This window comes from Vibrio splendidus (genome assembly GCF_003345295.1).
Lineage (GTDB): Bacteria > Pseudomonadota > Gammaproteobacteria > Enterobacterales > Vibrionaceae > Vibrio > Vibrio splendidus_K.
Window position 1 is genome coordinate 2,481,687 of record NZ_CP031055.1, and the last position, 12,833, is coordinate 2,494,519.

Genomic DNA, 12,833 nt, shown 5'->3' on the forward strand with positions numbered 1-12,833 from the left:
TCACCTGCCGTCATTCCAGAATCGAGGGACGAGATATCAGGAATCTCGCTTTTTTATTTAGTAACCGAGTTATCGATTAGTTTTACTATCAACGAAACAGGCTATTTCTGCTCTTTGTAATGAACGTCACTCAAATCACGCAAACGCTGCGCCGCTTGTTCTGCGGTTAAATCACGCTGAGACTCAGCCAACATTTCGTAGCCGACCATGAATTTACGAACCGAAGCACTGCGCAACAGTGGCGGGTAGAACAACGCATGTAGCTGCCAATGGTCGATGTCAGTACCTTCTTCGAAGAACGGCGCATAGTGCCAGCCCATTGAGTAAGGGAATGAGCATTGGAACAAGTTGTCGTAACGGCTCGTCAGCTTCTTAATCGCAAGCGCTAAATCATCACGCTGCTCGTCAGTCAGTTCACTCATACGGCGGATGTGTGTTTTTGGCAGCAACATGGTTTCAAATGGCCACGCTGCCCAGTAAGGCACCACAGCAATCCAATGTTCGGTTTCAACCACAGTACGAGAGCCGTCTTTCATTTCAGCTTCAACGTAATCCACTAAAAGATTAGAACCTTGTTGTTCGAAGTACTCTTTTAACAGTTTCTCTTTGCGTTCAATTTCGTTGGGTAAAAAGCTGTTTGCCCAGATTTGACCGTGTGGGTGTGGCTGAGAGCAGCCCATGGTCTCACCTTTGTTTTCAAACGCTTGAACCCACAGGTAGTCTTTACCTAGCTCTTCAATCTGTTCATTCCAGGTATCGATAACACCACGGATCTTGTTTACCGGAAGCTCCGGCAGCGTTTTGCTGTGGTCCGGAGAAAAACAGATCACACGACTCAACCCACGTACACCTTGAGTCTTGAATAGAGGGTTATCAGACTCTGGAGCATCAGGTGAGTCAGGCATCAACGCCGCGAAATCATTACTGAATACATAAGTGCCGTCGTAATCTGGGTTTTCATCGCCCGAAATACGCGTATTGGTTGGGCACAAGAAACACTCTTTCTCATACGCAGGAAGCTGCGCAGTCGATGGTTTTTCATCTTGGCCACTCCAAGGACGCTTTGCTCGGTGCGGTGATACCAAGATCCACTGACCCGTTAATGGGTTATAACGACGGTGCGGATGGTCTACTGGGTTAAATTCAACTTTTGACATGTTTAGATTGCTCTCAAATTTTGTGTCTTGGTCAATTAACCAAGATGAATAATTCTTCTACAAGGAGATTCCCTATCACGCTCGTTCCTCGCTGTAGGGAATGACGTTCAGAAATCGTAGTTTTAAAATTCGTCATTCCAGAATCGAGGGACGAGATATCTGGAATCTCTCTTCATCTGTATTCTCCAAAGAAATTGGAGTTGCAGCTAACAACGCTGCGGCTTCAATTACGAAGGGGAATAGCCGTTCGGGTTATTCGACTGCCAATTCCACGTATCCGCTGTCATCTCCATCACGCTACGCGTCGCCTTCCAGCCAAGTTCGCGCTCTGCTTTTTCAGTGCTTGCCCAACATTCAGCAATATCACCAGCGCGGCGTGGGCAAAGTTCATAAGGAACTGGCTTACCCGATGCTTGTGCGAAGGCTTCAACCATCTCGAGTACGCTTGAGCCTTTGCCCGTGCCTAGGTTGTAAATGTGTAAACCCGCCTTCTCGCCAACCGCTTTCAATGCGGCTACGTGTCCGTCCGCTAAATCCATAACATGAATATAGTCGCGAACGCCTGTGCCATCGACTGTTGGGTAATCGTTTCCAAAAACAGCCAATTTGTCGCGACGACCTACCGCTACTTGAGCAATAAACGGCATTAAATTATTTGGAATACCTTGTGGGTCTTCACCCATGGTGCCTGATGAATGGGCGCCAACTGGGTTGAAGTAACGCAGTAATGTCACACTCCAATCGTTCTCAGCGTTGAACAAATCACTCAAACATTCTTCGACCATGTACTTACTGCGACCATAAGGATTAGTTGTTGCACCCGTTGGAGAGCTTTCAGTAATTGGCACCACTTCTGGATCACCGTAAACGGTAGCCGAAGAGCTAAATACAATGCTCTTCACACCCGCTTTCTTCATGCTGCGAGCTAACACCAATGATCCATTGACGTTGTTATCGTAGTACTCCAAAGGTTTAGACACCGACTCCCCAACCGCTTTCAGGCCAGCAAAGTGAATCACGGCTTGGATATCGTTTTCTGAAAACACGCTATCTAGAAAAGATTGATCACGAATGTCGCCAAGATAAAAAGTTGGTCGCTTACCGGTCAATGATTCGATTCGCTCCAGTACTAGCTCTTTGCTGTTGCAAAGGTTATCAACAATGATTGGCTCCATACCCGCCTGTATCATTTGAATACATGTATGACTTCCGATGTAACCCATGCCGCCCGTAACCAGTACTTTCACAATCAACCTCTCTTTGTCGTCATTCTTGGACTAACTCGAACTAACATTCAGCTCAGTAGCACCGTATGCCAGAAATAGTAGCAGCCATTTTGACTATAATTCTGTGATCAAAACCACGAAGTGTAAACGTTTACACTGACTCATATCATTGTTACTGAACGTGACATAGGGAGAGCCTATAAACAAACACATCTAATTCATTGAATTTTAATAAGATAATTATAGATAGTTAGATTTGAGACATCATAGAGGAGTTGAGCATTTATTTTACTAAAAGTTAATGCAATGACTTCCAGTTTGATTACAATAGGTCTGTAGAATAAAGAGGTGCATTGCTTTTTTACTAAATACCAATTTCAAAGCAGCGCAATGTTCCAATAACAGGAAGTGAGTATGGCAACGTTAAAAGATATCGCGACTGAAGCACATGTTTCATTGGCTACAGTTTCAAGGGTTCTCAATGAAGATCCAACATTAAGCGTCAAGGAAGAGACCAAAAGGCGTATCTTTGAAATTGCAGAGAAGTTGGAATACAAAACCAGCAGCTCACGAAAAGCCGTTAGCAGTAAAAAACAAAATCATCACTTCCTTGCGCTGTATAACTACAAGCAAGAAGCTGAAGTGAATGACCCTTATTATCTATCGATTCGCCACGGGATTGAAACCCAATGTGACAAGATGGAAGTTAAACTAACCAACTGTTATGAAAGTAAAATACACGTAAATTCAGCACCTATCACTGGTGTATTGTTGGTGGGAAGAATGACACCGGAGGTTATCGAACAAGCCAAAAAGCTAAGCGATAATATCTGTTATGTCGATTTCACTGATCACTCTGAACCTTATGACTCTGTCGATATCGACCTAGCTTTGATCAGCAAAGAGATCACCAACTTCTTTATCAGCCAAGGCTATCAACGCATTGGTTTTATTGGCGGACAAGATAACGTCAACACTCCTGATATTCGCGAAGTTGCCTTTGCTGAATACGGTAGCCTTAAGAACGTTGTCAGCGAGCAAGACATCTATCGTGGAGACTTCTCTAGCTCTTCAGGTTATAAGCTTGCAAAACAGATGCTAGCGACGGGCGACTACCCTAAAGCCATGTTTATTGCGTCAGATTCCATCGCAATTGGTGTTTTACGAGCCGTTCATGAGCACGGATTAAACATTCCTGAAGATATTGCGCTGATTAGTGTAAATGACATCCCAACAGCTAAATTTACCTTCCCATCTTTATCGACTGTTCGTATTCACTCTGAACTAATGGGAATTCAAGGCGTTAACCTGTTGATTGAGAAAGTACGCGACGGCCGTACTATCCCACTACGTGTCTATGTACCAAGCAAATTAAAGCTGCGTGACACGACAAAATAGTTAAAAATATCAAATAGATAAACTAAGGCTACCTTTGTTGAAGGTGGCCTTTTTTGTGCCCATCACATACGCCTATATACACATACCTGCCTCTTTAGCCTGCTTCATAAAACAGCCAATAGCATTCTTTTAAGTGGATCACACAGCACTGTAAAAAGACCATAAAAAACGTGATGGAGTTAAAGTAAAACGTTTTCACCAATTTCATTTAGTAAAAGTTTTACTAATAATTACCTCAGTCCAAAAATACTCGTATTCACTACGACCCAATTACGCATAAGAACGTCGGTCAGCAAATTGCATTTAGGCCGAGAGAGAGGCAACGTGAACAACTGGGAAAACTTCCTGAACTTACATGAGAACCGTATGGCACCGCGTGCATACTTCTTCTCATACGCATCAGAAAAGAATGCAAAAACGTTTCAGCGTGAACTTAGCAGCCACTTCCAACTATTGAGTGGCCAATGGAATTTCAGCTATTTCACCAATCCACTATTGGTTCCTGAAGAGTTCTACTCTCAAGAAATGAGCGACTGGGGCCACATTACGGTTCCAAACATGTGGCAAATGGAAGGCCACGGCGATCTTCAATACACAGATGAAGGTTTCCCATTCCCAATTGATGTGCCTTTCGTACCATCAGACAACCCAACCGGTGCATACCAACGCTCTTTCTTCCTTGGCGAAAGCTGGGACGATAAGCAAACCATCATCAAATTTGATGGCGTAGAGACTTACTTCGAAGTTTACGTAAACGGCGAGTACGTGGGTTTCAGCAAAGGCAGCCGCCTCACCGCTGAGTTCGATCTCTCTAGCCACGTAAAAGCAGGCAACAACCTACTTTCTATTCGCGTGATGCAATGGGCCGACTCAACCTACATTGAAGACCAAGACATGTGGTGGACGGGCGGTATCTTCCGTGACGTTTACCTAGTGGGCAAAGAACAGCTGCACGTTCAAGACGTTACCGTTCGTACTGACTTCGACGACGCTTACCAAAGCGCTACTCTGTCGTGCAAAGTGGAACTAGAAAACCTAGCAGCAGCGGTAAACGCAACCCTTGAGTACGCATTGCTTGATGGCAGCCAAGTTATCTCGCAAGGCTCTGTAGATAGCTTAGCCGTCCCTAATCATAAGACTGGTGGCAATGTAGAGACTCAATTCTCTATTGATGTGGTTAACCCTGTTCAATGGAACGCTGAAAACCCTTACCTATACCAACTGTTGCTTACGCTGAAAGACGCTGACGGCAAGGTGTTGGAAGTGATTCCACAGCGCGTTGGTTTCCGTGACATTAAAGTTCGCGATGGTCTGTTCTACATCAACAACAAGTACGTGATGTTGCACGGTGTGAACCGTCACGACAACGACCACCTGAAAGGTCGTGCTGTTGGCATGGATCGCGTCGAGAAAGACTTAGTACTGATGAAGCAACACAACATCAACTCAGTACGTACAGCGCACTACCCGAACGACCCACGCTTCTACGAATTGTGTGACATCTACGGCCTATTCGTGATGGGCGAAACCGATGTTGAAACACACGGCTTTGCCAACGTTGGCGACCTAAGCCGCATCACTAACGATGCAGCATGGGAAGCGGTGTTTGTTGAACGTATCGAACGTCATATCCTCGCTCAAAAGAACCACCCTTCTATCATCATGTGGTCGCTAGGCAACGAGTCAGGCTACGGCTGCAACATCCGTTCTATGTACGATGCAGCAAAAGCGATTGATGACACCCGTCTAGTTCACTACGAAGAAGACCGTGATGCTGAAGTGGTCGACATCATTTCAACCATGTACTCACGTGCTCAACTGATGAATGCCTTCGGTGAATTCCCACACGAAAAGCCACGCATCATCTGTGAATACGCACACGCAATGGGTAACGGCCCAGGCGGTTTAACTGAATACCAAAACGTGTTCTACAAGCATGACGCGATTCAAGGTCACTATGTTTGGGAATGGTGTGATCACGGCATTCTAGCGCGTGATGAAGCAGGCACAGAGTTCTACAAGTACGGCGGTGACTATGGTGACTACCCGAACAACTACAACTTCTGCATGGACGGCTTGATCTACCCAGACCAAACACCAGGCCCTGGCTTGAAAGAGTACAAACAAGTGATTGCCCCAGTGAAGCTTCGCGATTTCGATGCACAAACTGGCACCTTCACAGTAGACAACAAGCTTTGGTTCTCAAACATCGATGACTACACCATCACTGCGGAAATCCGCGCTGAGGGTAAAACCATTGCGGTACAGCATATCAAGGTTGAAGAGCTGGCTGAGAACTCTAGCCGTGAACTGACGCTTAATTTGCCAGAGCTTGATGAGCGTGAAGTGTTTGTGAACTTTACAGTTCGTAAGGATTATCGTACTTCATACAGCGAAGCGAACCACGACATTGCGGTTTATCAGTTCCAAGTGAAAGAGAACACTGCACAACTTGACGCCTTCACTAACAATAATGCGACAGCACTGAATGTTGAAGAATCTCGCTTAGCCTACCTAATCAAAGGACACAACTTTGCTCTGAACTTCTCGAAAGTGAACGGCAAACTGACGTCATGGTTAGTGAATGGCGAGGAACTGATTAAGTCTGAGCCTAAGCTGAACTTCTTCAAGCCAATGATTGATAACCATAAGCAAGAGCACGATGGTTACTGGGAGCCTGCACACCTACAGATCATGCAAGAGCACTTCCGCACGCTAAACGTTGAGCAAGTTAACGGCAAGGTAGAGATCACCACCACCAGCATCGTTGCTCCACCAGTATTTGATTTCGGCATGCGTTGTGAGTATCGCTACCAAATCAGTGCTGAAGGTCAACTGAACGTTGAGCTAAGTGGCGAACGTTACGGTGATTACCCTCACGTGATTCCAGTGATTGGTTTCGACATGGGTATCAACGGTGACTTCGACCAAGTTCAATACTACGGCCGCGGTCCTGAAGAGAACTACCAAGACAGCAAGCAAGCCAACATGATTGATGTTTACCAATCAACTGTGGCTGACATGTTCGAGAACTACCCGTTCCCACAAAACAACGGCAACCGCCAACACGTTCGTTGGGCTGCGCTTTCAAGCCGCGCGGGTAATGGTATTGCAGTAAAACCACAGCAAGAAATCAACTTCAGCGCATGGTTCTACACCAACCAGAACCTACATCAAGCACAACACACCATTGAGCTAGAGAAGAGCGGTTACATCACGCTAAACCTAGATCACCAAGTGATGGGCTTAGGCTCGAACTCTTGGGGCAGCGAAGTGCTCGACTCTTACCGAGTTTACATGGACGAGTTCAGTTACGGCTTAACTCTGATTCCATTCCAAGCAGGCGATTGCGACGCGCAGCACCTAATCAATCACAACTTTGGCGATGAGTTTTTTACGGCGAATACACCGAAAGCTCAACCACAAAAGAACGAGGCATAAGCGATGATCGTTTTAGAAAACTTAGAACAATTTAAAGTCGTTTACCGCGACGGTCGTAAATGGCAACGCTGTGTAGAAGCGATTGAAAACATCGGCAACATCAAAGATGGCGTGATGTATTCAATTGGTGACTCACTGGCTTACATGATTGAAGACTGCGTGGCTCGTAACACCGAAAACTTTACTGGCAACCGTCGTTACTTCGACGTGCATTACTACCTAGAAGGTCGTGAAACCGTCGAGTTCACAGCCAAGTCAGAGCTAGAGCAAATCCAAGCTTACAGCGATGAGACTGACCGTGAACACCTAATGGGTAACGGTGAAACTCGTGAACTCATTGAAGGTCAAGTAGCGATATTTGATAACAGCAAAGCCTACCGATTCCACGGTGATAACCGTGTACGCAAAGTGGTGCTGAAAGTAACTATCGAAGACGGTTACTTCCTTAATAAGTAAGTAACCGAAACTAAGTAAGTAACTGAACTAAATAAGTAACCGAAACCAAGCTGCTGAAGCTAAACAGCCGAAAGCAGCAACAACAAGATCTATTCACAGTGTGTACTGAGGCTTGCCGTTCAAGGCTCAGTCACACTGCATAACGCCTTTACGCTTCTTCCCTACAAGGAAGCCTAAAGAAATAACGACTATAATTACGTGACCCTTGGAGGACACTATGTCTGAATCTGTACGCGGTAAGTTAGGTAAATTTGCCTTGCTCTCCATGACATTTGCAGCGGTATTTAACGTTCGCAACATTGTAAATAACAACATCGAATTGGGATTGAGTTCAGCCCCTATCTTTTTGCTTGCGACTCTTATTTACTTCATTCCATTCGTATTCATTATTGCTGAATTCGTATCAGCAAATAAAAATTCTGAGTCAGGCATGTATGACTGGCTTAAACAACCTTTAGGCTCAAAAGCCGCCTACTTAGGTTCATTCCTCTATTGGTTCGTGAACCTATTCTGGTTTGTATCATTGCTGCCCAACGTTATCGCATACGCGTCTTACGCGATGCTTGGCTACGAGTACGCCTTCTCTCCGATAGTGACTTCGGCAATATCAATAGGTCTGTTTGCAGCAGCGACACACATCTCGACCAAAGGTGCGAGCTGGTTAGGTAAAATTGCAGAGATCGTTGCATACGGTGTATTTGCACTGTTCGCGGTTTACGTTATCGGTGCAATGATGGCACTCGGTGGTAACCATGAACCGGTAGAGCCAATCACGCTTGAAGCCATGACACCAACCATCAACTGGGCAACGTTAGGCATTATGTGTTGGATCTTCCAAGCAGCCGGTGGTGCAGAAACTGCAGCCGCTTACCTAAACGATGTTAAAGGTGGTCATAAGTCTTTCATCAAGGTGATCATCAGCGCGGGTATCGCTATCGGTATCATGTACGCAGTCGGTTCTCTATTAGTGAACGTATTCGTTGCACGTGATGAACTCACTTATGCTGGCGGCATGGTTGAAATCTTCACTGGTATGGCGAACTACTTCGATATTTCACAATCTCTAACGGGTCGCTTCGTCGGTATTATCCTATTCGTTGCGATGTTCGGTTCAATGATGATGTGGACAGCAGCTCCAGTAAAAATTCACTTCTCTGAAATCCCTAAAGGTGTTTACGGTGAGAAGACGACTGAGCTTAACGAACACGGTGTGCCAGTACGCGCAGCATGGTGGCAGTTTGCGTTCGTATTCCTAATGCTAGTGGTTAACGGCTTCGGTTCTGAGTCTGTGCAAGACATGATGAACACAGCAATCAACCTAACAGCAGGTACCGCAATGTTACCGCCTATCTTCATCATGGTGGCGTACTTTGTATTCCGCTTGAAGCATGACGATACACCACGTGACTTCCGCATGGGTACTCGAGTTCAAGGTATGTCTGTTGTGTCAGTACTTATCGGTATCTTTGTTGTCAGCATGACGGCGTCAGCATTCCCAACAGGTGTAGACCTAATGCAAGCGTTCTTCGTCAATGTATTTATGACGGCTGTATTCTCAGCTATCGCTTGGTGGTGGATCTCTCGCTTTGAAAAGAAGCAAGCAGGTAAAGATGCAAAGCTAGAAGCGGCTAAGCAATCGTAATACTTAGCAGCATTAGAACCAATTTCAAAAGCGCCTACCATGGCGCTTTTTTTTGTTTTAAATCAGACAATTAAAAACCAACACCCGAAAATAAAAACGCCATTCCGTCAAGGGTTCACTTCACGAAAAACGTTAATTAAATCGTAATAAAACCCGAACAAAAACAAAGGTAAAATATTAACTAAATTTATTTACTCAAGGTCACATATTTGATCAATTTTGATTAACTTCCCGCCGCTTAATCTTTAATCTTCTTGCTGAAGAGACGAACGAGTTCATATTTAAAAACGACAAAAAGCCCCTACAAGCCTTACAAATCGTCGTTCATGAAACAAACAATCTCTTTGATGAACCTCTTAACCTTTAACTCTTTTTTTTGGTAATAACTTTACTGAAAATCAAGAAAGAAAAGCGCTAAGAAGTCCGATCGTAAATCTATAAAAACAACAATGAGCCAACCCTGACAAAACAAAGCGGGTGTTTGCCAAACCAACATAACAATAAAAGTGCGGCCTAGAGCCTCCCTCTCTAGGACCAAGTTATAACGATCATCAACGTGATTCACCGGAGAACATCATGTCCGAAAATAAACGCAGTACGATAGGCAAGTTTGCCCTACTGTCTATGACCTTCGCGGCGGTATACAGCTTCAACAACATCATTAACAACAACATCGAGATAGGCCTTTCCTCGGCACCGATGTTCTTTCTAGCCACCATCTTTTACTTTGTGCCTTTTTGTTTGATCGTCGCAGAGTTTGTGTCACTGAATAAAAACTCTGAAGCGGGCGTTTATTCTTGGGTTAAAAGCTCTCTAGGCGGCCGCTGGGCGTTTATTTCGGCTTATACCTACTGGTTTGTTAATCTGTTCTTCTTCACCTCTCTGCTGCCTAGAATTATCGCTTATGCGTCGTATGCGTTCTTAGGGTTTGAGTACATATTCACGCCAATCACCACGGCGATCCTCAGTACCATTTTGTTTGCGATTGCTACGCACATTTCAAACAATGGCGCGAAACTACTAGGCCCCATCACCTCACTAACATCGTCGCTTATGTTGTTGCTAACAATGTCTTACATCTTGTTGTCTGGCGGTGCTTTGATCGGTGGTATCGAGCCAGCAGACCCAATCACCATTGAAGCGATGACACCAAGCTTTAACTGGGCATTCCTTGGGGTAATCACTTGGATCTTCATGGCGGCTGGCGGTGCAGAATCGGTAGCGGTTTACGTCAACGACATCAAAGGTGGTCACAAGTCTTTCGTTAAAGTGATCATCATTGCCGGTATCTTCATTGGTGCGCTTTACTCGGTGGGTTCAGTACTAGCAAACGTGTTTGTGTCGCGAGAAGAGCTTAAATTTACTGGCGGCTCAGTGCAGGTATTCGAAGGGCTAGCACGACACTTTGGGTTGTCTGAAATCCTAATGAATCGCTTTGTGGGCGTGGTTTCATTCACGGCGATGCTGGGCTCTCTACTGATGTGGACAGCGACTCCGGTTAAGATTTTCTTCTCAGAGATCCCTAAAGGTATCTTCGGTGAGAAAACGGTCGCTCTAAACAAACAAGGCGTTCCAGAGCGTGCGGCTTGGATTCAATTCTTGATTGTGATTCCACTGATGTTCATTCCGACACTGGCGTCCGATACGGTTCAAGATCTGATGAGTACCATTATCAACATGACAGCTGCAGCATCGATGTTGCCACCGCTATTCATCATGATCGCGTACCTTAATTTACGTTTGAAGTTGGATCACTTACCTCGTGATTTCAGAATGGGCTCACGTATGACAGGCATTACCGTGGTCTCGATTCTGATCGGCATTTTCACTGTTGGCTTCTTTGCGTCAACCTTCCCAACAGGTGCTGACATCATGACCATCATCTTCTACAACGTGGGCGGGATTGTTATCTTCCTTGGCTACGCGTGGTGGAAGTACGGCAAATATGAAAAAAGCTTATCTCCAGAAGAGAAAAAACTAGAGGCAAAACCGGAACCGGCGAACGCTTAGTTTTCCCTGCACTCTGATTTAAACTTCGGGCACTCTGACTTAAACTTCAGGCACTCACATTTGGTGAGTGCCTTTTTATTTGTCGGTACATTTCCACTAACCATCTCGATTAAATCAAAGCCATTCAAGAATCAAAACATTCGAACCAACAATCTAACCACCCATCAAACAATTCACCTCCCGAATACTTACAACCCTAGCCATACCTCTGCAAATTCAACTGAAAGTCAAAATAAAAACAAAGTAAATATTTACTAAAAATAGATCACACTTTTAAACTTAATTAATTTTAAACATCAAAATTATCATTAATATTGGTTTTGCGATCGTAAGTAACCTGACCAATACGCCTTGAAGAGCACCCCATATTAGAAGTCAGAACTGCTTGCGAACCTTCATTTACAACCCCGACACAGAAGTGATTAAAATGAAAAGTAGTTTTACTAAAAACACTCTTATTACAAGCTGTATTCTTGCTGCCTTAAGTACCACTGCCCACGCGGAAGAGTCCGCAGCAAACCACAGTGATACTCAGCCCCCTCAGACAGAAACTGAAACCCTATTTAACTTTTATGGTGAGCTTGGTCTTGGTGGTCACGTGGCACTCGAAGGTGATGATAAAGGCCGCTACGCAGACGGTACTTACATTGAAGCTGGCTTGGCTATCGAGCACGGTAATTGGTTTGGTCTTGCTTATATGGAAGGCTGGACAGTACAAGCCGACGACGAAGGCAATGCTTGGGCAACGGGCCACGGCTGGGGTGGCTTTGAAGGTGGTTTCAACCGCTTTTACGCTGGCTACCGCACAGATAGCAAAACAGAATTCATGATTGGTCGTATGGACTCTTCATTAGATGACGTTCAATGGTGGGGTGACCCTACGGTTGAATACGGCTACGCGATCTCAAACACGCGAGACGTGCACCTTGGTGTGAAGATTCAAAACCTAGAAGGCAAGCTTCGCTACAGCGTTTCTTTCGCGCCAGAGTCTGACTTCTCTGAAGACGATGCTCTCGTTCACTTCGGTAAATACGACAGCTTCGCAGATCAATGGAAAGATAAGAACGCCATGGTCAATGGTTACCTCCAATACGATCTGACCGACGACTTAACCTTAATGGGTGGCGGTGAAGTTCGTAACAACGATGGTGGCGAACTATTGCTATTGGGTGCTGAGTACAAAAACTTCGCCACTCGTGTTTGGCACGATACCGATAAAGGCAACCAAGAGTCTTTCGGTAGCGAGTCTGGTATTCAAACCAGTGCATGGTACGAAGCGGCACAAGGCGTTTACCTATCTGCAGCCTACAACTACGCAAACTTTGACGGTGACAATGGCGACAAAGAAATCACGTCTTACATCAATGCTGGCGTTTGGTACGAATACGGAAACGGTGCATTTGCGACTGCTTTCGACAGCCGCTTTGGCGTAGGCAGCGACACTGAAATCGGCGACGCGCAAGTGTTCGCAATGCAATACTTCTACTGGTAATAACAGGAACT

Annotated in this window: 8 protein-coding genes; 6 read left to right on the top strand and 2 right to left on the bottom strand. The window is 45.2% G+C overall.

The window, feature by feature from the left end:
• Positions 1-101 precede the first annotated feature (101 nt).
• Together DUN60_RS10885 and galE are read right to left on the bottom strand one after the other, a co-directional pair.
• The gene (locus tag DUN60_RS10885; protein ID WP_102458704.1) at positions 102-1,157 is read right to left on the bottom strand and encodes a UDP-glucose--hexose-1-phosphate uridylyltransferase; all 1,056 of its coding nucleotides are present in this window, start codon (positions 1,155-1,157) and stop codon (positions 102-104) included.
• Positions 1,158-1,384: 227 nt separating this feature from the next.
• Entirely contained in the window at positions 1,385-2,404 is a 1,020-nt protein-coding gene (gene galE / locus DUN60_RS10890) for a UDP-glucose 4-epimerase GalE (RefSeq protein ID WP_054547556.1), read from the bottom strand.
• A 393-nt stretch (positions 2,405-2,797) separates the two neighbouring features.
• Between galE and ebgR the strand changes: the two genes are divergently transcribed.
• The 6 genes from ebgR (at position 2,798) to ygjJ (ending at position 12,822) form a co-directional block, all read left to right on the top strand.
• Positions 2,798-3,781 carry a transcriptional regulator EbgR gene (gene ebgR, locus DUN60_RS10895; RefSeq protein ID WP_061022405.1) on the top strand — a complete coding sequence of 328 codons (984 nt, stop codon included), beginning with the start codon at positions 2,798-2,800 and terminating at the stop codon, positions 3,779-3,781.
• A gap of 324 nt (positions 3,782-4,105) precedes the next feature.
• On the top strand, positions 4,106-7,222 hold the full coding sequence (ebgA, locus tag DUN60_RS10900) for a beta-galactosidase subunit alpha (RefSeq protein WP_114633940.1): 3,117 nt from the start codon (positions 4,106-4,108) through the stop codon (positions 7,220-7,222).
• Positions 7,223-7,225: 3 nt separating this feature from the next.
• Positions 7,226-7,678, top strand: coding sequence for a beta-galactosidase subunit beta (locus DUN60_RS10905; protein ID WP_114633941.1), 453 nt, complete (start codon positions 7,226-7,228; stop codon positions 7,676-7,678).
• Between the two features lie 217 nt (positions 7,679-7,895).
• Complete coding sequence (locus DUN60_RS10910; protein ID WP_004734429.1) at positions 7,896-9,320, top strand: amino acid permease; 1,425 nt, start codon at positions 7,896-7,898, stop codon at positions 9,318-9,320.
• A gap of 576 nt (positions 9,321-9,896) precedes the next feature.
• On the top strand, positions 9,897-11,330 hold the full coding sequence (locus DUN60_RS10915) for an amino acid permease (RefSeq protein ID WP_017080740.1): 1,434 nt from the start codon (positions 9,897-9,899) through the stop codon (positions 11,328-11,330).
• A 427-nt stretch (positions 11,331-11,757) separates the two neighbouring features.
• A complete protein-coding gene (gene ygjJ, locus DUN60_RS10920) occupies positions 11,758-12,822 on the top strand; it encodes a protein YgjJ (protein ID WP_114633942.1) in 1,065 nt (354 codons plus the stop codon).
• Positions 12,823-12,833 lie beyond the last annotated feature (11 nt).

Coding starts and splice junctions, on each gene's coding strand:
- ygjJ (WP_114633942.1), top strand. CDS start 11,758: ATGAAAAGTAGTTTTACTAAAAACACTCTTATTACAAGCTGTATTCTT.
- DUN60_RS10910 (WP_004734429.1), top strand. CDS start 7,896: ATGTCTGAATCTGTACGCGGTAAGTTAGGTAAATTTGCCTTGCTCTCC.
- ebgR (WP_061022405.1), top strand. CDS start 2,798: ATGGCAACGTTAAAAGATATCGCGACTGAAGCACATGTTTCATTGGCT.
- DUN60_RS10885 (WP_102458704.1), bottom strand. CDS start 1,157: ATGTCAAAAGTTGAATTTAACCCAGTAGACCATCCGCACCGTCGTTAT.
- DUN60_RS10915 (WP_017080740.1), top strand. CDS start 9,897: ATGTCCGAAAATAAACGCAGTACGATAGGCAAGTTTGCCCTACTGTCT.
- DUN60_RS10905 (WP_114633941.1), top strand. CDS start 7,226: ATGATCGTTTTAGAAAACTTAGAACAATTTAAAGTCGTTTACCGCGAC.